The following is a 23965-nucleotide window of genomic DNA, read 5'->3' on the forward strand; positions in this document are numbered from 1 at the left end:
TTACTCTCCCAGGGGGGTGGATGGATCTGCGGGAAGCAGCCGGACACGGTCGCGGCGGATGTCGGACGGGCTTGGCATGCGGCTCCCGGGCAGCTCGACGGCGGCGGCGGCCCAGGCCAGCGCCTCGCGTAAGGCCCGTTCACAGACGACGGGATCGACCAGCAACCCCTCTCCCCGCCCGCCACCGGCGCCCCGCGCGGTGTCCCCTCGCGCCTCGGCGCCGGACGCCGCGTCTCCCTGCGCTGGGTTGCCCCGCGCCGGGTTCCCGGGCCTCAAGGCGCCGTCGCTGGTGCCCAGGTCCACGGAGCCGTTCCAGGAGCGCAGGTCCGAGGGACTGCCCGCAGGGCCCAGGTCCGAAAGGCTGCCCGCAGGGCGCGAGTCCGGCGGACTGCCCGCAGGGCGCGGGTCCGAGGGGCTGCCCGCAGGGCCCAGGTCCGAAAGGCTGCTCGCAGGGCGCGGGTCCGAGGGGCTGACGGCGGGGCGTAGGCCCGGGGAGCGGTCTTCCGGGGAGCGGTTTTCCGGGGAGGTTGTGGGGGTTGGGGTAGTGGTGGTGGGGTGGCGGGAGAGGGCGGACAGGAAGCCGGCCAGCATGGCGTCGCCGGCGCCCACCGTGCTGCGCGGCTCGTCGACGCGGCACCTGCCGTACCAGACGCCCTGCTCGGTGACCAGGACGGCGCCGGCCGCGCCGAGGCTCGCCAGCACCGAGCGCGCCCCCGCGGCGCGCAGCTTCTCGGCGGCTTCCACGGCGTCGCCCAGGCAGGTGATGCGGCGGCCGGTCACGTCGGCGAGCTCGTCGCGGTTGGGCTTGACCAGCGCGGGACCCGCGGCGACCGCGGCCATGAGGGCGGGCCCGCTGGTGTCGACGGCCACGTGGATGCCCGCGCCGGCGAAGCGGCGGCAGAGCACGGCGTAGACGTCGTGCGGGACCGACGGCGGCAGGCTGCCCGAGGCGACCACCCAGTCGGCCGAGTGCGCGGCGGACAGGACGGCCTCGGCGACGGTGTCGAGTTCGTCGGCGGACAGCGCGGTGCCCGGCTCGTTGATCTTGGTGACGGTGCCGTCGGGCTCGGCCAGGGCGACGTTGGAGCGGGTGGCGCCCCTGACCGGGACCATCACCATCTCCAGCCCCTCGTCGGCCAGCAGGTGGACCAGCCGCCGTCCCTCGTCGCCGCCGAACGGGACCACCGCGCAGGAGACGACGCCGTTGGCGAGCAGGGCGCGGGAGACGTTCACGCCCTTGCCGCCGGGGTCGAGCCTGGCCGCGCCCGCCCTGATCACCGCGCCGCGGGCCAGTTCGCCGACCTCGATCGTGCGGTCGAGGCTCGGGTTGAGCGTCAGGGTGAGGATCATGCGCGGACCACCTCGGGCCCCGCCTCGGCCAGGTCCGCGGCGGTGGCCGGGTCGAGGCCGGTGTCGGTGATCACCACGTCGATCTCGTTCAGCGTGGCGAAGCGGGAGAAGTAGGTGTTGGTGAACTTGGTGTGGTCGGCGAGCAGCACGCTCCGCTCGGCCGCCGCGATCATCGCCCGCTTGATCGCCGCCTCCGCCGGGTCGGGGGTGGTGAGGCCCTTGGCTACGGAGCAGCCGTTCGTGGCCATGAACGCCACGTCCACGTGGAGGTCGGCCAGCGGGCGCAGCGCCCAGTCGTCGACCGTGGCCAGCGTACGGCCGCGCACCCGGCCGCCCAGCATGATCACGGTCAGGTTGTTCCTGGTGGCGAGGACGGTCGCGAGCGGCGGCGAGTTCACGACCACCGTCAGCTCCCGGTCGGCGGGCAGCACCTGGGCCAGGCGGCCCGTCGTGGTGCCCGCGTCGATGATCACCGAGCCGTCGTCGGGCAGCTCGGCGAGGGCCGCCTTGGCGATGCGCTCCTTCTCCGAGGTCATCACCTCGTCGCGGGCGGCCAGCGCCGGCTCGAAGCCGAGCCGCTCGACCGGGATCGCCCCGCCGTGCACGCGCCGCAGCACGCCGGCCCGCTCCAGTACGGTGAGGTCGCGGCGGACGGTCTCCGTCGTGACGTCGAAGCTCTCGGCCAGCGCGACCACGTCCACGCGACCGGCCTCGCGCGCCCTGCGCAGAATCTCCTGCTGGCGCTCCTCGGCGTACATGCTGTTGGTTCACCGCCGTTTCCGTGTGGTTTCATTTTGTTTTAGACCCGTACCTGTTGTTAGTCAAGGTCTGCATGGAAACGAAAAGAGGGCGCGCGAGACGCGCGCCCTCTTCTGCGGGGACGGTCAGCCGGTGAAGCCGGTCGGGGCCACGCGGACCGCGACCTCGGTGAGCATCGCGTGGCCGTTGCCGCTCGTGTCGGTGATCGTCACGCGCACGTACCTGGCCTCGCGCGGCGCGGCCAGCGTGGTCCAGTCGAGGGTGTCGGTCCTGGCCATCGTGTACGCGCGCACCTGCTGCCAGTCGCCTGACCCGGTCGCCGACACCTCGACCTTGGCCGACTCGTGGTAGCCGGGCTTGAGCACGACGCCCACCCCGGTGATCGGGTGCGCCGCGCCGAGATCGGCCTGCCAGTAGCGGGCGGGCGGCGCGGCCGTACCGGCTCCGGCGGCGTGCCAGTAGGTCAGGTCACCGTCGATCGGCCCCAGCGGGCCCATCGACGGCCGGCTCGGCGCGGTGTGGGTGAGGTCGGTGGAGACGGTCAGCGTCCCCGCCTGGTGCAGCGCGGCCAGGTCGAGCCGGTCGGGGGTGGGCGTCAGGAAGTTGCCGCCGAGGATGCCCTGGCCGCGGTCGTAGTAGACGGTGAGGACGCGGCCGTCGTCCAGTTGCACGCTGCCCGGGTAGCTCATGTCGGCGAAGACGCCGGGGTTGCGGTAGATCAACTGGCTCTGGGTGGCGGACCAGCCGCGCGAGTCGATGTACATGCGCCCGGCCACCGGACGGCCGCCGACCCAGGTGCCGGACTGGTCGCCGTACGTCAGCAGGTGGCTGCCGCCACGCAGCTTCAGCAGGTGTGGCGCGTGGCCCTTGAGCGTGGGCTCGTCGGCCGGGGCGCTCCAGGTGTCGCCGCCGTCGTAGGAGTGGCTGACGCGCATGACGTTGCCGTTGTTGGACGTCCTGGCCACCATCATCACGTGGCCGCCGCCCAGGTTGGCCAGGGCGGGCTCGGTGTAGCCGACGGTGGTGGCGGGGTCGTAGACGGGGCCCGCCCACATGGCGACACGCTCGTCGCTCTTGGTCCAGGTCAGGCCGCCGTCGCGGCTGCGCAGCACGTGGGCCGCCGAGCCGCCCAGCGTGCCGGCGTAGTGGCGGTAGCCGTACACGGGGAGGAGGATGTCGCCGTTGTCGAGTTCGACCATCTCGCCGTTGACGGCGACGCTGGCCTTGCCGCTGTCGTACATGAGGCTGGGCGGCAGGATCGGCGCGGACCAGGTGGCGCCGTCGTCGGTGGAGCGCTTGACGTAGACCTGGCGGCGGTTGCCGCGGGAGGGCCGGTAGTCGTAGTAGGCCATCAGCAGGGTGCCGTCGCGCAGGACGGTGAGGCTGGGCTCCTTCACGTCGACGGTCAGCGGGTCGGGGTCGTCGGCGATGATCTGCTGGGCGGACCAGGTCTGGCCGCCGTCGGTGCTGCGCCGCGCGGCGATCGCGCCGGAGTGGGAGTGGGAGACGCTCCAGCTGTAGGCGAGGTAGAGGTCGCCGTTGGCGAGCGTCGCGATGGACGGGAACCAGGGGCATTCGACGGTCTCGTTCTGTTCCCTGGTCAGGGCGGGATCCCACGGGCGGCAGGTGCTGTTGCCGGGGCTGATGATCTGCAGGTCGGGCGTGCTGGTCAGGAGCAGGGTGGCGACGGCTAACGCCTTGAGAAACATACGGCCTCCTGGGGGGTTGCCGCGATGTAATGCGAAATATCGTTCCATGTCAACGTGAAAGGTCTTTCCACGTTGGACGCGCCGTTCAGTACAGCCTGACGAGCTGGCCGGTGACGCAGCGGGCCTGCTCGGAGGCGAGAAACGTGATCACGTCCGCCACGTCCTCCGGCTGCCCGATGTGGTCCAGCGGGCTGAGCGCGCGCAGCGCCTCCTCGTCCTCCTTCTTGAACCACCCGGTGTCGGTGACCGCCGGGTAGACCATGTTGGCGGTGATGCCGTACCGGCCGAGTTCGTGGGCGGCGGACATGGTGTAGTTCTCCTGGGCGGCCTTGGCGGCACCGTACGAGACCTCGGTGGGGAAGCCGTCGCGGCCGCCCGAGGTGAGGCCGATGATCCGCCCCCAGCTCGCCCCGCGCGCGACGTGGCGGCGGGCGAACTCGGCGATGAGCAGGGCGACCGCCCGCGCGTCCACCGCGAACTGCCGGTCGTGGGTCGCCGCGTCCACCATCGTCAGCGGGCGGCCGAGCGGGTCGGTCGCGCGCGGGGCGAAGGTGTCGCCGATCCAGCCGGTGGCGTTGTTGACGAGGATCTCCACGGGGCCCAGCGCCGCCTCGGCCTGGTCGAACAGCCCGCGTGGCGCCTCCGGGTCGGACAGGTCCGCCTCCGCCGACTCGGCCACCCCGCCCGCCCGCCGGATCCGCTCGACCACCTCGCCGGCGTCCGCGCCGCGCAGCGTGTCGTACCGGTCGGGGAAGCCCGGATGGTTCACCGGCTCCAGCCGCTTGTACGTCAGGAAGACCGCCGCCCCCTGCCCGGCCAGCGCGACCGCGGTGGCGGCCCCGATCCCCTGGTTGGCGCCCGTCACGAGCGCCACGCGTCCCCGCAGCCCGGTGTCGATCATTGCGTCATCATGCCCACCTGCGGCGCCCCGCCGCCAACGGGTTTTCCGGCCTAGGGTGGAGGGGTGGTGATGCGGGTGGCCGGGGTGGTCGCGGTGCTGGTGGGCCTCGCCGTGCTCACCGTCGGCACCGGCGCCCTGGGGCTGGAGACGCGCACGTTCACGCGCATCTCGTGCGGCTCGGTCGAGGTCAAGGGCGGCACGGTCTGGCACTGCTCGGGCGAGAGCCCGGAGCAGGTGCGCGCCAACGACGCGGCCCTGCGCGAGGCGGAGCAGGCGGCGTTGCGCGTCGGTGCCCCGCTCCGCTTCAGGCAGCCGCAGCGCACCCGCCTCACGTTCGTCGCCCATGACGGACGGAACGACCCGCCGCAGGTCACCGCCACGCGGCTGCCCGGCGACGGACGATGGATCGCGCACTCGGGCGAGGTGGTCGGGACCGGCCTGGGGTTGGTGCTGTTCGGGGGTGCGGTCCTGGTGTTTCAGTGGCGGCCGGTGATGGGCCAGCGGTCCACCGCGAAGCCGTCCTCGACGACGTAGGCGCCGCTCCACATGTTCACGACTCCGCAGCCGTGATTGGGGAGGACCGACAGCAGGGAGCCGACCCGCAGACCGTCCGCCCCGGTGAGGTAGCCGTGCTCCTCGTTGGCCTTGCCGAAGTCCGCGCCCGGGACGCCCAGCACCGTGCCGAAGCCGCGGCCCGTGATCGACGCGTCGGAGCTCATGGCCTTGAGCCCGGCGTCGACGATGGCCAGGTCCTCGCCCCTCGGCACGCTCACCACCCGGGTCAGCACGGTCAGCGCGCACCGTGACGGCTCGGCGGTGCCGAGCGCGACCTGGTTGCCGTCGTAGAAGACGTAGGTGCCCGGCCGCGCCTCGGTGACGCCGGGCACGAACGGCGCGCTGGCCGCCCCGGGCGTCGAGCCCACCGAGACGATCGCGCAGTCGTGCCCGGCCGCCCGCAGGTCGTCGGCCACGGCCGTCAGAGTCTCGCCGACGCGCCGCCCGGCCTTCTCCCGCCCGCCGGGATCGCCCAGGTAGGTCATCAGATGGCCTTCGTGCGTGAGCACGCCGCGCAGGCTCAGCCCGCCCAGCCGTTCCAGCTCGTCGGCGGTCCGCACCGCCTCGGCGGGCGCGACGCCCGCCCGCCCCAGCCCCGTGTCCACCTCCAGCAGGTACGGCTGCCGCACCCCCGCGCCCAGCGCGGCGGCGGCCAGTGGCCGGGCGGCGGCCACCGAGTCGAGCGCCACCGTCACCCCGGTCCGCACCGCGAAGCGCACCTTGGCGGGCCCGACCGGCTGGTGCGCCCAGACCAGGTCGTCGATCCCGGCCGCCAGCAGGGCCTCGACCTCGTTCATCGTGGCGCAGGTGAACCCGGCGGCCCCGTGGGCGAGCTGCCGCCGCGCCACCTCGACGCACTTGGACGCCTTGAAGTGCGGGCGCAGCGCCACCCCGGCGGAGGCGGCCAGCGCGGCCATCTCGGCGAGGTTGCGCTCCAGCCGAGCCAGGTCGATCAGCAGCGCGGGCGTGGGCAGTTCGTCGAGGGGGACTCTCATGCCAGCCCCAGCAGCGCGCGCGGGTCGGCGTCGAGCAGCGCGTCGAGGGTCTCCTGCCGCACGCCCTCCAGGCCGGGCACGCGGATGCCGGTGAGGGCGCGCAGGCCCTTGACCGCCTCGTCCGGCGTCCACAGCGGGAAGTCGGATCCGAACAGCAGCTTGTCGGCCACACCCCACTCCTGGGCGCGCACCAGCGACAGGTACCCGTCCAGCGGCCTGGCCCAGCTCGCCGACACGTCGGAGAACACCCGCCGGTTCTTGCGCAGCACGATCATGGTCTCGCGCTGCCAGGGGTGGCCCATGTGCGCGATGATCTGCGTCAGCCCGGGGTGGCGGCGGGCGACGGCGTCCACGGTGAGCGGGTTGGTGACATCCAGGTCGCCCGCGGGACTCGGGGTCGCGCCCATGTGCCACAGCACCACCAGCCCGGCCCGCGCGGCGGCCGCGTAGAAGGGGTCGTGGGCGGGGTCACGCGGGTCGAAGTGCGCCAGCACCGGGTAGAGCTTGATGCCGCGCAGCCCGCGCGCCACCCCGTCGGCGAGCTGCTCCAGCACGTCGGGGTCGGTGGGGTCGAGCGCCATGAAGCCGACCGTCTCGGTGCGGGTGTCGGCGCAGAACCTGGCCACGTGCTCGTTGGAGGTGGCGACCCCGGCCGAGGTGGCCCTGATGCCGAACACGAACGCCGCCCGCACGCCGGTCATGGCCCGGTCGTAGTCCTCGGGGGTGACGTCCTGCCAGGCCCCGCCGTACACGGGCCGCCAGTGGTCGTCCCACTCGCAGCCCCAGTCCTCGGCGAGCATGCAGTGGGTGTGCACGTCGATCATCGGCGGGGTCCTCTCCACGCGTCGGTCATCGGCTTCGTCCTTCGGCGGCGGGCACCAGGGAGCGGGTCACCACGCGCAGCGCCGTGACGAGCTCGTGGTCGGCGAGCATGGCCGCGGCGGTGGCGCGCAGCTCGGCCAGCAGCTCCTCGTGGCGGTCGGTCTCCAGCTCGCCTGCCGGCCCCGAGACGCTCAGCGAGGCCAGGACCTCGCCCCCGGCCTCCAGCGCGATCGCCAGGCAGCGCAGCCCGACGCTGTTCTCGTTGTCGTCGAAGGCGTAGCCGCGCTCGCGGGTGGCGCGCAGGTCCGCGAGCAGCTCCTCGAAGGTGGTGAGCGTGTGCTCGGTCCTCCTCCGGTACGGCGGCGCCGGCAGGAACACCGCCAGCTCGTCCTCCTCCAGCCGGGACAGCAGGAGCTTGCCCAGCCCGGTGGCGTGGTTGTCGTCGCGCGAGCCGCTCATGGCCAGGTACCGGATGGGCCGGTCCGGCTCCTCGACGCAGAGGTGGAGGACCTGCGTGCCGTCCAGGACGCCGAGGTTGGCCGTCTGCCCGGTCCGCTTGGCCAGCTCGGACAGGTGGCCGCGGGCCGAGGCGCCGGCGTCGAGCGTGGAGACGTAGGCGGTGGACAGGTCCAGCACCTTGTGGCCGAGCCGGAAGGAGGGCCGCTCGTCCACGCGGACCACGTACTCGGTCTCGGCCAGGACCGACAGCAGCCGAACGAGCGTGCTCTTGGGCAGCCCGGTCTCCTCGAACAGCTCCGACAGGGTCACCGGGTGGCGGCTGGTGGCCAGCCGTTCGAGCAGGGCCAGGCCGCGCGCGAGTGCGTGCGCGTGGTAGTTGGCCGCCGCGGGCCGGTCCTCATCGATGCCTCTCTTCATGCGCTGACTCCGATCTGGCCGAGGGCGCGCAGCACCTGGCCGGGCCCCGCACCGGTGTGGGCGGCGTCCGCCACGACGGCGACGCCGTTCACCAGGACGAGCTCAACCCCGGACGGGAACTGGTGCGGATGGTCGAACGTGCTCAGATCATTGAGCGTGGCGGGGTCGAGGACAAGCACGTCCGCCGCCGCGCCCTGCTCGATGACGCCGCGGTCGGCGAGGCCGAAGACCTCGGCGGGCAGCCCGGTGCTCTTGCGCACGGCCTCCTCCAGCGTGAGCGCGCCCTCGCCGACGTAACGGGCGAGCAGGCGGGGGTAGCAGCCGTAGGAGCGAGGGTGCGGCGCGGGGCCGCCGGTGAGGCCGTCCGGGTCGAGCGCGAAGCCGTCCGAGCCGATCATGGTCTTCGGGTGACGCAGGACGGTCAGGAGGTCCTCCTCGCGGCGTCCGAAGGCGACCATGGTGACGGCGTTGCCGTGCTCGGCGACGAGGTCGAGCGCGTGCTCGCCGGACTCCAGCGGGCGGCCGTTCACGAGGATGTCCGGCCAGTCCCACCAGCGGTCCGCCCATCCGGCCAGTACGCGCGCTCGTGCGCCGGGCTCGGCCAGGCGTTCCTTCACCCGGCCGCCCTCGTGGGCCCAGCCGGGCAGCAGTTGCGACAGGTTCGCGCTGCCCGCCAGGTAGGGGTAGACGTCCACGTGGACGGGGGCCTCGTCGATGAGGTCGAGCGCCTCGGCCACGGCGCCCCAGTTGCGCCGGCCGACCGCGGCCAGGTGGGAGATCTGGGTGGCGCAGCCGGTGGCCTCGGCCACGCGGACGGCCTGGGCCACCGACTCCAGCAGCGCGTCGGTGTAGTCGCGCAGGTGCCAGGCGAACACCCCGCCCGCCCGCGCGACCACCTCGGCCAGCGCGACCAGCTCGTCTTCGGTGGCGTAGGCGGCCGGGGCGTAGACGAGGCCGGTGCTCAGGCCCAGCGAGCCCTCCTCGATCGAGCGGGCCAGCTCCTCGCGCATGACGTCCAGCTCCGCGGGCGTGGCGGGGCGGTCGGCGAAGCCCACAGCGCTCGCGCGCAGCGGGAGGTGGCCGGTGAGCGTGGCGACGTTCAGCGACGGTCCGGCCGCCTCAAGGGCGCGCAGGTGGCCGGCGGTGCCGCCAGCCGGCCAGGGCAGTGACGGGTCCAGGTCGATGAAGGCGGCGGCCGACCTGATCGCGGCGGGGTCGCCGGCCGGGGTCACGCCCAGGCCGCAGTTGCCGACGATCTCGGTGGTGACGCCCTGCCGTACCTTGCTGTGGGCTTGGGGGTTGGCCAGCAGGGCCAGGTCGGAGTGGCTGTGGGCGTCGACGAAGCCGGGGCAGACCACGCGGCCCGCGACGTCCAGCACGCGGGCGGCGCGGCCGGCGCCCGGTGGCAGGATGGCGCTGATCCGCGCGCCGGTCAGCTCGACGTCGGCGGCGCGGGCGGGGGCGCCGGTGCCGTCCACCAGCAGCCCCCCGGACAGCAGGACGTCAGCCGGCACGGAAGACGCCCTCCACCTCGACCTGGCTGCCGAGTGGGAGGGCGGCCACGCCGATCGCGGCCCGCGCGTGCCTGCCCCGCTCGGGACCCAGCACCTCCAGGACCAGTTGCGAGGCGGCGTGCGCGACCAGGTGCTGGTCGGTGAAGTCGGGCGCGCTCGCCACGTAGACGGTCAGCTTCACCGCGTGGACGTCGTCCAGCGAGCCGGTGTGCGCCTGCACGGCGGCCATCAGGTTGCGCGCGCACTGCCAGGCGCAGTGCCGGGCGGTGTCCAGGTCGGTGACGGGCCCGGTGGCGACCAGTGTGTCCCCCGCCATCGCGACCTGGCCGGAGGCGAACAGCGTGTCGCCGTCGCGGCGGACCAGTTCGATGGTCACCGGCTCAGCGGGAGTCGGCGGCGTGTCGGGCAGGGAGTCGAGCATCGGGGTTCTCCTCGGGGAAGTGGCAGGCGACGCGGTGGTCGGCCCCGGTCAGCGCCGGCGCCTCGGCCGCGCACCGCTCCTGGGCCTTCCAGCAGCGGGTACGGAAGTGGCAGCCCGACGGCGGGTCCGCCGGGCTGGGCACGTCTCCGGTGAGCACGATCCGCTCTCGGGCGCCGCGCAGCGACGGGTCCGAGATGGGCACCGCGGAGATCAGCGCCCTGGTGTAGGGGTGGGCGGGCCGTTCGAAGACCTCCTCGCGCTCGCCCTCCTCCACGACGCGGCCGAGATACATGATCGCAACCCGGTCGCACACGTGCCGCACAACGGAGAGGTCGTGCGAGATGAACAGGTACGCCAGGCCGAGCTCCCGCTGCAGTTCCGCCAGCTTGTTGACCACCTGCGCCTGGATGGAGACGTCCAGGGCCGAGACCGGCTCGTCCAGCACCAGCACGCGCGGCCCCAGCGCCAGCGCCCGCGCGATGCCGATGCGCTGGCGCTGGCCGCCGGAGAACTCGTGCGGATAGCGGTTGGCGTGCTCGGGCAGCAGCCCGACCATGTCCAGCAGCTCGGCCACGCGCTCACGCCCGCCGTCGCGGTAGCGGCCCTGGGAGCGCAGCGGCTCGGCGACGATCTCGTGGACGGTCAGCCGGGGCGACAGCGACGAGTACGGGTCCTGGAAGACGATCTGGATCTCGCCGCGCAGCGGGCGCAGCTCGGCGGGGGAGAGCCGGGCCAGGTCGCGGCCGCCGTAGACGATCCGCCCCGCGGTGGGCTCGGCCAGCCGGACGACCAGCCGCCCCGTGGTGGTCTTGCCGCAGCCGGACTCGCCGACCAGCCCCAGGGTACGGCCGGCGTGCAACGCCAGATCGACCCCGTCCACGGCACGCACCGCCCCGGTCCGCCTGCGCAGCACGCCCGACCGGATCGGGAAGTGCTTCACCAGGCCCTCGACGGAGAGCAAGGGTTCGCTCACACCAGCTCCTCGTGGTAGTGGCAGGCCGAGCGGTGGCCGGGCCCGACCACCGCGGCCTCCGGCCGGTCCGTACGGCACGCCTCCCGGCCCCCGCTCAGCCCGCACCGAGGCTGGAAGGCGCAGCCGGGCGGCGGCGCCAGCAGGTTCGGCGGGCTGCCCGGGATGGCGGTCAGCTCGCCGGCCGCCGACTCGAGCCGCGGCCTGCTGGCCAGCAGCCCCGCCGTGTACGGGTGCCGGGGCGCGGAGAAGATCTGGTGCACGCCGCCGTGCTCGACGACGCGGCCCGCGTACATGACGGCCACCCGGTCGGCCAGTTCGGCGATGACGCCGAGGTCGTGGGTGATGAGGACGGCCGCCGCTCCGGCCTCGCGCCTGGCGGTGTCGAGCAGGCCGAGCACCTGCGCCTGGATCGTCACGTCGAGCGCGGTCGTGGGCTCGTCGGCGATGAGCAGGTCGGGTTCGTTGGCGATGGCCATCGCGATCATCGCGCGCTGGCGCATGCCGCCGGAGTACTCGTGGGGGTGCCTGCCGTACCGGTCGGCGGGGTTGGCGATGCCGACGGCGGTCAGCAGCTCCAGGACGCGGGCCCGGACGGCGGCGCGCGACAGGCGCGGCTGGTGCAGCCTGACCGCCTCGGCGATCTGCGCGCCGACCGGCACCACCGGGTTCAGCGCGGTCATCGGGTCCTGGAAGATCATCGCGATGCGCCGGCCGCGGATCCGGCGCAGCCTGCGCGCGGGCAGCGCCAGCAGGTCCTCGCCGTCGAAGGTCACCGAGCCGCGGACGATCCGTCCCGGCGGCCTGATCAGGCCGAGCGCCGACATGGCGGTGACGCTCTTGCCCGATCCCGACTCGCCGACGACGCCCAGGATCTCGCCGGGCCGGACGTCGAGGCTGACGCCGTCCACGGCGCGCACCACGCCGTCCTCCGTGGGGAACTCCACGGCCAGGTCGTCCACCTGCAGCAGCGGGCTCACGCGCGGGCCCCCTTCGGATCGACGGCGTCGCGCAGGCCGTCGCCGACGAAGTTGACCGCCAGCACGGTGAGCGCGATCGCCAGGCCGGGCGGCAGCCACAGCCACGGCATGGTCTGGATGAGGGTGAGGCTCTGGGCGTCGTTCAGCATGTTGCCCCAGCTCGCCTGGGGCGGCTGGACGCCGAGCCCGAGGAAGGACAGCACCGCCTCCAGCAGGATCATCTGCGCCACCAGCAGCGTGCCGACCACGGCCACCTGCGACAGCACGGCCGGCAGCACGTGGCGGAATACGATGGTCAGCCGGCCCGCGCCGAAGGCCCGCGCCGCCTGCACGTACTCCTGCTCGCGCAGGGCGAGCGTGAGCCCGCGCACCACGCGGCAGGCGGTCGGCCAGTTGCAGGCGGCGAAGACCACCACCAGCATCGCGGTGCTCGGGCCGAGCACGCCGGCCAGCACCACCACGACGACCAGCGAAGGGAAGGACAGCACCACGTCGGCCACCCGCATGACGGCCGCGTCGAGCAGGCCGCCGAACATGCCGGCCAGCGCCCCGAGCAGCGCGCCGAGGACGACCGCGGCCAGCGCGGACATCAGGCCGACCAGCAACGAGACGCGCCCGGCGTGGACGAGCCTGGCGAAGACGTCGCGGCCGGAGGAGTCGGTGCCGAGCAGGTGCGCGGCCGAGGGCGGCTCGCGGAAGGCGGACAGGTCCACCGCGTTCGGGTCGTGCCCGCTGACCAGCGGCGCGGCCAGCGCCATGAGGACGATCACGCCGAGGAAGACGGCGCCGGCCGGCGCCATCCGGTTGCGGCGGAAGCGCCTGGCCGCCAGCCGGGCGGGGGAGCGGGGGACGATCTGCGTGGTGGTCATGACAGGCTGATCCTCGGGTCGGCCACCGCGTAGAGCAGGTCGGCGGCGAGGTTACAGATCAGGACGAGCACCGCGATGAACATCGCGAACCCGATCACCACCGGATGGTCGAGCTGGCCGATGGAGCTGACCGCGAGCTGGCCCATGCCGGGCCAGGCGAAGACCTGCTCCAGCGCGACCGCGCCCGCCAGCAGTTGCGGGACGTAGATCATGACGACGGTGATGAGCGGGATGAGCGCGTTGCGCAGCGCGTGGCGGAGCAGGACCCGGCCAGGGCCGGCACCCTTCGCCTCCGCCGTGCGCACGTAGTCGGCGCCGAGCTCGGCCAGCAGTCCGGCGCGCACGTACCGGGTGAACGGCCCCGCGATCGACAGTCCGAGGATCGCGGCGGGCAGCGCCAGATGGGCCAGGACGTCCGCCCCGCTGCCGTCGCCCGGCGTGGACATGCCCGAGGAGGGCACCCAGCCGAGCTTGAGGGAGAACACGTAGATCGCGGCGATGCCGAGGAAGAAGCTCGGCACCGAGATGGTGCCGAGGCTGGCCGCGGTGGCGGCGTAGTCCACGGCGGTGTTGCGCCGCACGGCGGCCAGGGTGCCGACCGCCACCGCGAGCAGCAGCCCGATCACCAGGGCCGTGGACATGAGCAGCACGGTCGGCCCCACCCGCTCCAGCAGCACCTCGGCCACGGGCCGGCGGCTGACGAAGGAGTAGCCGAGGTCGCCGCCCAGCGCGTCGCGCAGCCAGATCAGGTACCGGACGAAGGCCGGATCGTCCAGACCCAGCTCGGCGCGCTTGGCGGCCAGGAACTCCGGCCCGCCCGCCTGCAACTGCTCGGGGTTGACCATCATCAGCACGGGATCGCCGGGCACCGACTGGACCAGCACGAACACCCCCACGCTGATGAGCAGGAACACGGCGGCGTTGACCAGGAGCCGGCGGACGAGGAAGGCGAGCATCAGCCGGCCAGGGTCCACTCGTCGGCGTTCCAGAAGCCGGAGACGAAGTCGCCGCTCGGCTTGAAGCCCCGCAGCCGCGAGCTGCTCGCCCAGAGGGTGTCCGGGTTGTACAGCCACAGGTACGGCACCTGCGCGTTGTCCTTCACCGCCGCCTCGCGGTACAGCTCGGCGCGCTTGGCCTGGTCGGAGACCCCGTCGGCTGCGCCGGTCAGCGCGTCGAGCGACTTGTCGCAGAAGGCGCTGATGTTGCCGCCGGTCGGGTAGAAGGCGCCGCAGCCGAGGATCGGGACGCTGCTGGAGGGGTCGACGGCGTAGGTGCCGCCGCCGAACAAGGCCAGGTCGAAGCCGCGGTCCTCGTACGACTGCAGGAGCTGGGCCGCCTGGACCTGCTTGAGTTCCACCTTGATACCCGCCGCCGCCAGCGAGCTCTGCACCACGGTCGCGGCGGCGTCGCGGTCGCGCTGGCCGGGGATCCACGACAGCGTCACCGGCTTGGACGCGTCCCAGCCCGCCTCGGCCAGCAGCGACTTGGCCTTGGCCGGGTCGTAGGCGTAGCCGGCGAGCGTCTCGGGCAGCGCCCAGGCGGCGACGAACGAGGAGTTCTGCACCCGGCCCTTGCCCGCCAGCAGCTTGTCGACCAGGGCCTTCCTGTCGATGGCGTGGAGCATGGCCTGCCGTACCCGGGGGTCGGCGAAGCGCTTGTCGGTCTGGTCGACCGCGATCCGCAGGAAGCCGGGGCTGGGCTTGCCCGCCACCGTCACGCCCTTGAGCGCGCCGACCGCCTGAAGGTCGGTGGGGGAGATCTGGACCAGGTCCATCTCGCCGGTGCCGAGCTGCGCGGTGGCCACGTCGGAGCTGACGGGCTTGAGGAAGATCTTGGGGATGGCCACGGGCTTGCGGTAGTTCGGGTTGGCGGACAGCTCCACGTACTGGTCGGTCTTGTACTGCACGAACGTGTACGGGCCCATGCCGGTCGTCGGCTGGTTGAAGAAGGTGTTGTCGGTGAGCTGGGCGGCGGGCGCCTTGCCGAGCACGTGCTCGGGCAGCACGAAGCCGAACGGCCCGGCCAGCAGGCTGAGGAAGCCCACGTTCGGCTTGTCCAGCGTGATGACGAACGTGTCCGCGTCGGGGGCCTCGAAGGCGGCCCCGGCGAGCTTGCCCGCCATCGCGCTGCCGAGCTTGGCGTCGGCCAGCAGCTTGTAGGTGAACAGCACGTCCTTGCTGGAGAACGGCGTGCCGTCGCTCCACTTCAGGCCCTTGCGCAGGTGGAAGACGACCTTGCGGGGCGTGACCTCCCAGCGCTCGGCCAGGCGGGGCTCGTACTCGTAGCGGTCGTTGACGGTCAGCAGGTTGTCGTAGATGAGCTGCATGACCTGCTGGTCGGGGCCGGTGGGCGGGTCCAGCGGGCTGAAGCGCTTGGGCTTCTGGTACAGGTACACGCTGAGCGCGGCGCCCTGCTGCGCCTTCGCCGGGCCGGTGTCGGTGGGGTCGGAGCAGCCGGTGGCGAGCACGAGTACGGCGGCGGCCAGCACGCCGAGCGGACGGATCATGAGGGCTCCATGGGCGAGACGGGATTGACGAGCGTGCCGAGGCCGGAGATCGAGACCGAGACCTCGTCGCCCGCGGCGAGAAACTCCCCCGTGGTGGCGCCGACGCCGGCCGGGGTGCCGGTCATCAGCACGTCCCCCGGGCTCAGCGTCATCAGACGGGAGGCGAAGGCCACCAGCTCCGCCACCGTGAAGATCATGTCCTTGGTCGAGCCGCGCTGCCTGACCCGGCCGTTGACGCGCAGCTCGACGTCGAGCGCCTGCGGGTCGCCGACCTCGTCCGCGGTCACCAGGTACGGCCCCAGCGGCGCGAAGCCGTCGAGCCACTTGCCGGCCAGCCAGTCGAAGAAGCGCACGGCCGGGTCTTCCAGGTCGCGCGGGTAGCCGTAGTCGACCGACCTGGCGGAGACGTCGTTGGCCACGCAGTACCCGGCCACGGCGTCCAGGGCCGTCTCCACGTCCAGGTCCTTGGCGCTGCGGCCGATGACGACGGCCAGCTCCGCCTCCCAGTCGACCTGCGCGCTCACCGACGGCAGCGGGATCGGCCGGCCGTGGGCCAGCAGGGAGGTCGGCGGCATGAGGAACAGCCGTGGCGCCAGCCGGGACTTGTCCAGCGGCTCGGCACCGGCCTCCGCCACGTGGTCCTGGTAGTTGGCGGCTACGCCGAGCAGCTTGCCTGGGCTCAGCAGCGGGGTGAGAACCTCGACCTCACCCAGCGACACGGCCTTCGGCCGCGGGGTCCCCAGCGGCGCGGTGCCCGGCGGCGCGGCGACCGGCTGCGCTGTGCCCAGTGGCGCGGCGACCGGCGGCGCGGTGCCCAGTGGCGCGGTGGCCGGGGCTGAGCCCGGTGAGCCGGACAGGCTGCTGGTCAGGTCGCCGTCGCCCCACTCCTCGATCATGTCGCCGTCCAGGAGGCGGCCGTGCCGTACGGCGCCGTCGCGGCGGTAGGTGAGCAGCTTCACGACAGGACCTCCTCGACCTGGCCGGAGGCCAGTGCGCGACGGGCGGACTCGACCACGCGCAGCGCGGCCACCGCGTCGGCGGGGCCCAGCTCGGCGGGCCGGCCGCCGACCACGGCGGCGTGCAGTTCGGTGAGCATGCGATCGACCGTGGACGGCCCCGCCCACGTGCCGCGCGGCGCCCCGGCCGTGCTCAGCACACGCGCGGCCGGGCGGTTGGCGTCGGCCAGCAGCGTGCCGTGCGAGCCCGCGACGCGGTAGCGGTGCAGTGACAGGCCGCCCGAGCCGGGCGTCGCGGGGGTGCGTCCAGCCACGACGGTGCTGGTCATCCCGCGTTCGTGGGTGAGGCAGAGCGTGACCAGGTCCTCGGGGCCGTCCTGGAAGCGGGCGCCGCCGGTGGCGTAGACGGCGGTGACCGGCAGGCCGGTCATGGCGTGGATGGCGTCGGTGGCGTAGGGGGCGAAGTTGAGCAGCTCGCCGAGCGGCCACACCTCGCCGCCGCCCGCGACGAGGAAGTCGGCCTGCACGTTCCAGGGCAGCCCGACCCGGCCCGCGGCGATCGCCTCACGGGCCACCCTGACCGCCGGCTGGAAGCGCTGGTGGTGGGCGGGCAGGCAGACCAGCCCGGTGCCCGCGGCCACCTCGGCGATCTGCGCGCACTCGTCCGAGGTCAGCGCCATCGGCTTGTCGACCAGCACGTGCTTGCCCGCCCGCAGGGCGCGCGTGACCACCTCGACGCGCCGCTCGTAGGGGACGCAGACGCTGACCACGTCGGCCCGGTCGAGCGGGTCGTCCGCCTCCACTCTGCCGGTGACACGGAAGCCGGGGTGCGACTCGAAGGCCGGTGCGTACATGTCGCGCTGGTGGTTCTGGTGGCCGAGGCCGAACTCGCCGACCAGCAGGACGTCGAGAACCTTCATCGGACCTCCTCCAGCCGCACCGGACGGCCGAGCTCCATCGACCGCTCCGCCGCCACCCCCATCGCCACCGCCAGCAACGCCTCGTCCCCTGCGACCCCAGCCCCGCCGCCCGCGGCGGCTGTGGCCGGGTTTCCCGTGATCGCGTCGAGCCAGGCGGAGAGCTGGGCGGCGAAGCCCGCGGCTGGGCCCTCGGCGGCCAGGTGGGTGCCGCGTTCGTCGGCGAGGAGCACGCCCTCGCCGTCCCACTCCATCGTCAGCAGGCCCTCGGTGCCCTGGACGACGACGTCGCGGGCGCTCAGGCTCGCGGGCCGGTGGGCGCGGCTCATCTCGCAGATCGCCGTGGCGCCACCGGCGTAGGTGACGACCATTTCGAGGTGGTCGTGGACGTCCAGTTCCGCGGCGGTCCTGCGCTGGCCTCTGGCGTACACGCTGACCGGCTCGTCGCCGATCCACCAGGTCACCAGGTCGAGCAGGTGGACGCCGTTGTGCAGGGCGTGGCCGCCGGAGCGGTCGCGGTCGATGATCCAGGTACGCCAGTCGGGCCAGATCCAGCCGCCGAGCAGCGCCAGCCGTACCAGGAGAGGACGGCCGAGCGCGCCGGAGTCGATCTCGCGGCGGATGGTGCGCGCGTAGTCGTAGAAGCGGTGCGAGTGCGCGACGGAAAGGGCGCGACCGGCGGCGGCGAAGGACTCGACGGTCTTGCGGGCCGCCGGGACGGTGGTCGCCAGCGGCTTCTCCACCAGCAGGTGCTTGCCGGCCGCGGCGATGCGGACGGCGAGTTCGTCGTGGGTGTCGTTGGGCGTGCACAGGACGCAGGCGTCGACGCCGGGCCAGGCGAGCGCCTCGGCCAGGTCGGTGGTCCAGGGGACGCCGCCCTGGGCCCGCGCGGCCCGTTCCGCCCGTGCGGCGCTGGTGTCGACGAAGCCGGCCAGCCGCCCTCGTGGGTCGCCGGATAACGCGGCGACGTGCTGGTCGGCGATGGCGCCCGCACCGATCACGAGCACGCCCACCGACGTGGAACCTCTTTCCATGCGTGCATCCTTCGGGTGGCCCCAGCCTGATGTCAAGGGTTGACGTGGAATCTCCTTCCACGTAACTTCCGCGACATGGAACGTCTTTTCACGTAAGGAGCAGTTGTGGAATTAGACCGTCCGCTGGGACACGCGATCGACCGGACCGCGCGCAGGGTCCTGCCGGGAGGCGTCAACTCCGCCACCCGCCAGGTGGGCGCGCCGTACTCCTTCACCACCGCCGACGGCGCCTACGTGAGCGACGCCGACGGCCACCGCTACCTGGACTACCACGCCGCCTTCGGCGCCGTCCTGCTCGGACACAACCATCCAGAGGTACGGCAGGCCGTCCTGACCGCCCTCGACGGCGTCGACCTGGTGGGCCTGGGCGTGACGCCGATCGAGGTCGAGCTGGCGGAACTGGCCTGCGAGCTCATCCCCTCGGCCGAGATGATGATCACCACGATGAGCGGCTCCGAGGCCACCGTGCAGGCGGTGCGCCTGGCCCGCGCGGTCACCGGCCGGTCGTTGCTGATCAAGTTCCAGGGCTGCTACCACGGCTGGGGCGACGCCCTCGCCAGGAACGTGATCTCCGCGCCCGAGTCCGCCTACGGCCGCGACCCCCTGTCGGCCGGGCTGCTCGACTCGGCGGTGGACGCGACGCTCGTCGCCGAGTTCAACGACCTGGACTCGGTGCGCGCGCTGTTCGAGGCGCATCCGGAGCAGATCGCCGCGGTCTTCCTGGAGCCGATCCCGCACAACGTCGGCGCGCTGGTGCCGACCCAGGAGTTCGTGACGGGCCTCCGGGAGCTGACCAGGCAGGAGGGCGCGCTGCTGGTCTTCGACGAGGTGATCACCGGTTTCCGGCACGCGCTGGGCGGCTACCAGCAGGTGTGCGGGGTGACGCCGGATCTGACCGCCTTCGGCAAGGCGATGGCCAACGGGTTCCCGACGGCGGGCCTGGCCGGGCCGCGCGAGCTGATGGAGCGCTTCGCCGCCGACGTCCTGCTGGCCGGGACCTTCAACGGGCACCCGGTCGCCGCCCATGCCGCCGTCGCCACCATGCGCCACCTGCGCGACAACCCGGACTTCTACCTCAGGACGCACCGGCTGGGGCAGCGCATGCGCGACGGGCTCGGCGAGATCGCCGCGGAGCTGGACGTGGACGCGACCGTCAGCGGGTTCGGCGGCGTGTTCGTGCTCTACTTCGGCACCGGGCCGGTGTCCGGGTACCGCGACCTGATGCGCAACGACCACGCCGCCTACGCGGCCTTCCACCGCAGGATGACCGGCAAGGGCTTCCTGATGCTGCCGATGTCGCTCAAGCGCAACCACGTCTCGGGGGCGCACACCGACGCCGACATCGACCTGACGCTGGAGGCGGCCAGGGACGTGCTCAAGGAGATGCGCGCGGACGGCCTGGTCTGACGCCCTGGAGGACCGTCGCGGGCGAAGGCGCACGCGACGGTCGGGGCCCAGCACGTGGCACGGGCCTGCGCGGGTCAGAGACCAAAGGGCGGGTCAGAGACCAAGGGCGGGTCAGGGGCTGAGGGGGCGGGTCAGGGTTTGCGGGCCACGCCCACGTACCACCACTCGCTGCCCTCGGGGTCCATCTCCCAGGGCTCCTCGGGACGCCAGTCGGCCACGTGGACCACGCCCGGCTCGACCAGGTCGAGGCCGTCGAAGAAGCGGGAGACCTGCGCGTGGCTGCGGTGCCGCAGGGGCGTGTCGGACTTGTCGTACACCTTCCTGGCGGCCGCCCCCACCTCCGGGTGGGCGTCGTCGGTCAGGTGCGAGACGACCAGGTGGCTGCCCGGCGCCATGTGGTCGGTGAAGGTCCGCACCACCTGGTACGGATCGTCCTCGTCGGGCACGCAGTGCAGCACGCCGACGAACAGCACCCCGACCGGCTGGGTGAAGTCGATGAGCCGCTTCACGTCGGGATGGCCGAGGATCGTGCCGGGCTCGCGGATGTCGGCGTGCGCGATCGCGGTGTTGCCGTCCACGTCGGCCAGCAGCGCCCGCGCGTGGACGATGACGACCGGGTCGTGGTCGACGTAGACCACGGGCGCGCCCGGGTGGACGCGGCGGGCCACCTCGTGCACGTTGTTCTGGTTGGGCAGCCCGGTGCCCAGGTCGATGAACTGGCGAATGCCCAGGTCGGCGATGTGGCGTACGGCGCGGCCCAGAAACCACCGGTTCGCCAGGCAGATCTGGCGGCTGGGCCCCAACGCCATGATCTTCTCTGCCGCCGCCCGGTCGGCGGCGAAGTTGTCCTTGCCGCCGAGGTAGTAGTCATACATGCGCGCGGCGTTCGGCACGTTCGGGTTGATCCCGGACGGCACGCGCGGGGGGTTGCTCATCGTCACACCTTTGATCAGCGCAATCCGATGAACAGATGCTAACGGCGTGAACGGTCATTATTCGCAGGCTTCGGCTACTCCTGGCGCCGGCGTAAGGCGTGGTCGGCGCCGACGGCGGCCAGAATGAGCAGTCCCTCGACGATCGGCCGGTACGTGGTGTCCCAGCCCAGCAGGTTGAACCCGTTGCCGATGAGCGTCAGGATCAGCACTCCGACCATGCCCCGCCAGATCGCGCCCTCGCCGCCCAGGATGCTGGTGCCCCCGATCACGGCGGCGGCGATCGCGCTGAGTTCCAGCAGCGTGCCCATGCTCGCCTGGGCGGAACCGCCCCGGGCCGCGAGCACCAGGCCCGCCAGCGCCGCGCAGACCCCGCTGATCGTGAACACGACGATCCGCACCGGCCCCACCCGGATGCCGGACAGCCTGGCGGCCTCCGGATTGCCGCCGACGGCGTACACGCGCCGCCCGAGCGTGGTGCGCCACAGCAGGAGCGAGGTCAGGGTGGCGACGCCGAGCAGCAGCAGCGACGGCACGGTCACCCCGCCCAGCGCGGTGGGCCAGCTCAGCGACTGGAACTCCGTCAGCCGCGCCGCGTCCGGATACACGATCGCCCCGGCGGTGACGACCAGCGCGAGCCCGCGGTAGACGATGCTGAGCGCCAGCGTCACGATGAACGAGTGGACGCGCAGCAGCACGACCGCGGCGCCGTTCACCGCCCCGAGCAGCGCGCCCGCCAGCAGCGCCGCGCAGAACCCGAGCGCCACCCCGCCGCCGCGGGTGGCCAGCACGCCCACGACGGCGCTGACCGCCAGCACCGCGCCCGCCGACAGGTCGAACACGCCGCAGATCATGCACAGCGTGATCCCGCAGGTCAGCAGGCCCACGATGACGGCCTGGTCGAGCAGGTTGACCAGGTTGCCCTGGGTCAGGAACGTCCGCGTGGCCAGCGACAGCACCACCACCAGCGCGAGCAGCGCCAGCACGATCCCGGAGTCGCGTACCCTCACTGCGGCCGCCCGGCGAAGGCGAGCTCCATGACGTCCTCGCGCGCCGCGCCCCGCGCGAACGCGCCGGCCACCCGGCCCTCGCGCATCACCAGTACCCGGTGCGACAGCCCGAGCACCTCCTCGATCTCCGAGGACACCATGAGCACGGCCACCCCGCGCGCCGCGAGATCCACCAGCAGCCGGTGGATCTCCACCTTCACGACGACGTCGACGCCCCTGGTCGGTTCGTCGACCAGCAGCACCTTCGGCTCACGCGTCAGCCACTTGCCGAACATGGCCTTCTGCTGGTTGCCGCCCGACAGCCCCGCGGTCCTGCCGCCCAGGTCGGCCGCCCGGATGTCGAGGCGGTCCAGCCACCGGCCCACCTCGCGGGACTCGGCGGCCCGCCGGACGAACCCGGCCCGCTGGCGGGTGGACAGCCCGGCCAGCGCCAGGTTCTCGCGCAGCGAGCGGACCAGGACCAGCCCCTGTTCCTTGCGGGACTCGGGCACCAGGGCCATGCCCTGCGCGATCGCGTGGCGGGGGGAGGCGGGCCGTACCGGACGGTCCTCGACGGCGACGTGGCCGCCGGTGCGGCGGTCGGCGCCGAACAGCAGCCGCAGCACCGCGGACCTGCCGCTGCCGACCAGGCCGGCCAGCCCGACGATCTCGCCCGCGCGCACCTCCAGCCGCTCCACCTGGGGCAGGCCGGTGGCCGACAGCACCACCGGGGCGTCCGCGGCGACCGGCGCGGGCTCGGGGTAGAGGACGTCCATCGGCCGCCCGACCATGTGCGCGACCAGCGAGCGCGGCGTCTGCCGCGCGGCGGGCGCGGTGAGCACGTGCCGCCCGTCGCGCAGCACGGTGACCACGTCGCAGGCCGACAGCACCTCCTCCAGCCGGTGGGAGACGAGCACGACCGCCAGCCCGTCCGCGGCGAGCGCGCGAAGCAGCTCCAGCAGCCGCCCGGCGTCGGCGCGCGGCAGCAGCGCCGTCGGCTCGTCCAGCGCCAGCACCCGCGCGCCGCTCGCCAGCGCGCGCAGGATCTCCACCCGCTGCTGGTCGGCGACGGTCAGCTCACGCACGGGCCGGTCCGCGTCGAGCGAGAATCCGGTACGGCGCAGCAGCCCGCCCAGCCGGCGCCGGTCGTCGCCGGGCCGCCACCAGCCCGCCCGGTGCGCCCAGCGGCCGAGGAAGACGTTCTCCAGCACCGTGAGCCGGGGGACGAGCGCCACCTCCTGCGTCACCAGCGCGATCCCGTGCGCCAGCGCCGTCCGAGGGCTGTCCAGCCGCACCGCCGCGCCGCCGACGACGATCCGCCCCGAGCCGGGCGCGGTGACGCCGGACAGCACCTTGAGCAGCGTGCTCTTGCCCGCGCCGTTCTCGCCGACCAGGCCGTGGACCCGGCCGGGCTCGACGCGCAGGTCGACGCCGTGGAGCACGGTCGTGCCCGCGTAGCCCTTGGTGACGGCCTCCAGCAGGAGCGGGCCGTTCATTCGTCGTACTCGCCGGTCAGGCCCGCGAGCACCTCCTTGGTGCCCAGGTGCTTGCCCGGCGCGAGGTCGGTCATCTGGTTCGTGGCCGGGACCTGCCTGCCCTGCGCCCTGTCCAGGCCCAGCTCGGCGGCCTTGGCGCCCAGGGTGCGGACGGGCAGGTAGTAGGCGGCGAACCAGCGTCCCTCCTGGACCGCGGTGACCGTCTGGCGGGAGCCGCCGTTGGCGACGTACAGGACGGGTCTGCCCTTCGCGACCGACTCGGCGCCGGCCACCGCCTGGGAGGAGCCGACGACGACGTCCACGCCGGGCTCGCGCTGCAGCACGTCCTGCATGGCCTTGCGCCCGCTGTCCTGGGTGTATCCGCCCTCGACCTGGGCGACGAGCTTCACGCCCGCCTTCTTCAGCGCCGCGACGGCGGCGCCGGTGCGCGCGTTGTCCAGCGGGAGCGCCTTCAGGCCCTCCAGGTAGGCGACCTCGCACGGGTCCAGCTTCTTGCTCGCGCAGGCGCGCACGGCCAGTTCGCCCAGGGCGGTGCCGTTCGCCGTGGGCACGTCGATCAGCGTGATCGTGCCCTCGACCTGCGGCTCGGCGGTGTCGTAGCGGGTTCCGACGGGGGTGAACTGCACGACGACGGTGATCCCGGCCCGCACGGCGGCGCGGATCGCCGGGATCACCGCCGCCCCGTCGTTGGCCTGGACGACGAACACGTCGAAGCGCTTGGAGGTGACCGCGTCCTGGATCTGGCGCACCTGCGCCTGGGCGTCGAAGTTGGGGTCGAAGAACTCGGCCGTGGCGCCGCGGGATTCGGCGTGCTCCTCGACGCCGGCGTACGTGGCCGCGGTGAACGAGTTCGCCTTCGCGAAGCCGAAGAACGCGACGCGACTCTGCCCCTGGGGGCTCGGCCGCGCCGTCGGGGCGCCGCCGGTGTCGGGGTTGACGCAGGCCGCCGCCAGCGCCGCGACCGCGGCGAGCACGGGTAATCCGGTCGAGCGTGCGGGCATCGACGG

The 23965-nt window shown here is 73.3% G+C and carries 23 protein-coding genes; 2 read left to right on the forward strand and 21 right to left on the reverse strand.

Features of this window, described 5'->3' with window-relative positions:
• The 4 genes from ACIBEJ_RS46535 to ACIBEJ_RS46550 form a co-directional block, all read right to left on the reverse strand.
• The gene (locus ACIBEJ_RS46535; RefSeq protein ID WP_397189426.1) at positions 1-1350 is read right to left on the reverse strand and encodes a hexose kinase; all 1350 of its coding nucleotides are present in this window, start codon (positions 1348-1350) and stop codon (positions 1-3) included.
• Positions 1347-2108 (reverse strand): DeoR/GlpR family DNA-binding transcription regulator, encoded by a 762-nt coding sequence (locus tag ACIBEJ_RS46540; RefSeq protein ID WP_397189427.1) that lies wholly within the window; start codon positions 2106-2108, stop codon positions 1347-1349. The genes ACIBEJ_RS46535 and ACIBEJ_RS46540 overlap by 4 nt, the downstream gene beginning before the upstream one ends.
• Before the next feature lie 126 nt (positions 2109-2234).
• Positions 2235-3818, reverse strand: a complete 1584-nt coding sequence (locus ACIBEJ_RS46545) for an exo-alpha-sialidase (protein ID WP_397189428.1) — start codon at positions 3816-3818, stop codon at positions 2235-2237.
• An 85-nt stretch (positions 3819-3903) separates the two neighbouring features.
• Entirely contained in the window at positions 3904-4719 is an 816-nt protein-coding gene (locus ACIBEJ_RS46550) for an SDR family NAD(P)-dependent oxidoreductase (protein ID WP_397189429.1), read from the reverse strand.
• Between the two features lie 63 nt (positions 4720-4782).
• Between ACIBEJ_RS46550 and ACIBEJ_RS46555 the strand changes: the two genes are divergently transcribed.
• A complete protein-coding gene (locus ACIBEJ_RS46555) occupies positions 4783-5253 on the forward strand; it encodes a hypothetical protein (protein WP_397189430.1) in 471 nt (156 codons plus the stop codon).
• Here the strand turns inward: ACIBEJ_RS46555 and ACIBEJ_RS46560 are convergent.
• Genes ACIBEJ_RS46560 through ACIBEJ_RS46620 form a run of 13 tightly spaced genes read right to left on the reverse strand, consistent with a single transcriptional unit; the run spans position 5196 to position 18134 of the window.
• A complete protein-coding gene (locus ACIBEJ_RS46560) occupies positions 5196-6269 on the reverse strand; it encodes an alanine racemase (protein ID WP_397189431.1) in 1074 nt (357 codons plus the stop codon). The genes ACIBEJ_RS46555 and ACIBEJ_RS46560 overlap by 58 nt on opposite strands.
• The gene (locus tag ACIBEJ_RS46565) at positions 6266-7093 is read right to left on the reverse strand and encodes an amidohydrolase family protein (RefSeq protein WP_397189432.1); all 828 of its coding nucleotides are present in this window, start codon (positions 7091-7093) and stop codon (positions 6266-6268) included. The genes ACIBEJ_RS46560 and ACIBEJ_RS46565 overlap by 4 nt, the downstream gene beginning before the upstream one ends.
• Before the next feature lie 25 nt (positions 7094-7118).
• Positions 7119-7967 carry an IclR family transcriptional regulator gene (locus tag ACIBEJ_RS46570; RefSeq protein ID WP_397189433.1) on the reverse strand — a complete coding sequence of 283 codons (849 nt, stop codon included), beginning with the start codon at positions 7965-7967 and terminating at the stop codon, positions 7119-7121.
• Complete coding sequence (locus tag ACIBEJ_RS46575) at positions 7964-9481, reverse strand: amidohydrolase family protein (protein ID WP_397189434.1); 1518 nt, start codon at positions 9479-9481, stop codon at positions 7964-7966. Before ACIBEJ_RS46575 ends, ACIBEJ_RS46570 begins: the two co-directional genes overlap by 4 nt.
• On the reverse strand, positions 9471-9902 hold the full coding sequence (locus ACIBEJ_RS46580) for a RidA family protein (protein WP_397189435.1): 432 nt from the start codon (positions 9900-9902) through the stop codon (positions 9471-9473). Before ACIBEJ_RS46580 ends, ACIBEJ_RS46575 begins: the two co-directional genes overlap by 11 nt.
• A complete protein-coding gene (locus ACIBEJ_RS46585; protein ID WP_397189436.1) occupies positions 9862-10875 on the reverse strand; it encodes an ABC transporter ATP-binding protein in 1014 nt (337 codons plus the stop codon). Before ACIBEJ_RS46585 ends, ACIBEJ_RS46580 begins: the two co-directional genes overlap by 41 nt.
• Complete coding sequence (locus ACIBEJ_RS46590) at positions 10872-11852, reverse strand: ABC transporter ATP-binding protein (protein WP_397189437.1); 981 nt, start codon at positions 11850-11852, stop codon at positions 10872-10874. Before ACIBEJ_RS46590 ends, ACIBEJ_RS46585 begins: the two co-directional genes overlap by 4 nt.
• Positions 11849-12721 carry an oligopeptide ABC transporter permease gene (opp4C, locus tag ACIBEJ_RS46595; protein ID WP_397189438.1) on the reverse strand — a complete coding sequence of 291 codons (873 nt, stop codon included), beginning with the start codon at positions 12719-12721 and terminating at the stop codon, positions 11849-11851. Before opp4C ends, ACIBEJ_RS46590 begins: the two co-directional genes overlap by 4 nt.
• Positions 12718-13677 carry an ABC transporter permease gene (locus ACIBEJ_RS46600; protein WP_397189439.1) on the reverse strand — a complete coding sequence of 320 codons (960 nt, stop codon included), beginning with the start codon at positions 13675-13677 and terminating at the stop codon, positions 12718-12720. Before ACIBEJ_RS46600 ends, opp4C begins: the two co-directional genes overlap by 4 nt.
• Positions 13677-15227, reverse strand: coding sequence for an ABC transporter substrate-binding protein (locus ACIBEJ_RS46605; RefSeq protein WP_397189440.1), 1551 nt, complete (start codon positions 15225-15227; stop codon positions 13677-13679). Before ACIBEJ_RS46605 ends, ACIBEJ_RS46600 begins: the two co-directional genes overlap by 1 nt.
• Positions 15224-16186: a fumarylacetoacetate hydrolase family protein gene (locus tag ACIBEJ_RS46610; protein WP_397189441.1), complete on the reverse strand. Its 963-nt coding sequence runs from the start codon at positions 16184-16186 to the stop codon at positions 15224-15226. Before ACIBEJ_RS46610 ends, ACIBEJ_RS46605 begins: the two co-directional genes overlap by 4 nt.
• On the reverse strand, positions 16183-17103 hold the full coding sequence (locus tag ACIBEJ_RS46615) for a Gfo/Idh/MocA family protein (protein ID WP_397189442.1): 921 nt from the start codon (positions 17101-17103) through the stop codon (positions 16183-16185). The genes ACIBEJ_RS46610 and ACIBEJ_RS46615 overlap by 4 nt, the downstream gene beginning before the upstream one ends.
• Complete coding sequence (locus tag ACIBEJ_RS46620) at positions 17100-18134, reverse strand: Gfo/Idh/MocA family protein (RefSeq protein WP_397189443.1); 1035 nt, start codon at positions 18132-18134, stop codon at positions 17100-17102. Before ACIBEJ_RS46620 ends, ACIBEJ_RS46615 begins: the two co-directional genes overlap by 4 nt.
• Positions 18135-18239: 105 nt before the next feature.
• Here ACIBEJ_RS46620 and ACIBEJ_RS46625 point away from each other — a divergent pair, with 105 nt between their 5' ends.
• Positions 18240-19541 carry an aspartate aminotransferase family protein gene (locus ACIBEJ_RS46625; protein WP_397189444.1) on the forward strand — a complete coding sequence of 434 codons (1302 nt, stop codon included), beginning with the start codon at positions 18240-18242 and terminating at the stop codon, positions 19539-19541.
• Positions 19542-19672: 131 nt separating this feature from the next.
• Here ACIBEJ_RS46625 and ACIBEJ_RS46630 read toward each other — a convergent pair whose 3' ends face one another.
• The 4 genes from ACIBEJ_RS46630 to ACIBEJ_RS46645 form a co-directional block, all read right to left on the reverse strand.
• Entirely contained in the window at positions 19673-20476 is an 804-nt protein-coding gene (locus tag ACIBEJ_RS46630) for an SAM-dependent methyltransferase (protein WP_397189445.1), read from the reverse strand.
• Positions 20477-20550: 74 nt separating this feature from the next.
• Positions 20551-21483 carry an ABC transporter permease gene (locus ACIBEJ_RS46635; RefSeq protein ID WP_397189446.1) on the reverse strand — a complete coding sequence of 311 codons (933 nt, stop codon included), beginning with the start codon at positions 21481-21483 and terminating at the stop codon, positions 20551-20553.
• Complete coding sequence (locus tag ACIBEJ_RS46640) at positions 21480-22958, reverse strand: sugar ABC transporter ATP-binding protein (RefSeq protein ID WP_397189447.1); 1479 nt, start codon at positions 22956-22958, stop codon at positions 21480-21482. The genes ACIBEJ_RS46635 and ACIBEJ_RS46640 overlap by 4 nt, the downstream gene beginning before the upstream one ends.
• Entirely contained in the window at positions 22955-23959 is a 1005-nt protein-coding gene (locus tag ACIBEJ_RS46645; protein WP_397189448.1) for a sugar ABC transporter substrate-binding protein, read from the reverse strand. The genes ACIBEJ_RS46640 and ACIBEJ_RS46645 overlap by 4 nt, the downstream gene beginning before the upstream one ends.
• Positions 23960-23965 lie beyond the last annotated feature (6 nt).

Source organism: Nonomuraea sp. NPDC050790 (genome assembly GCF_044456745.1).
Lineage (GTDB): Bacteria > Actinomycetota > Actinomycetes > Streptosporangiales > Streptosporangiaceae > Nonomuraea.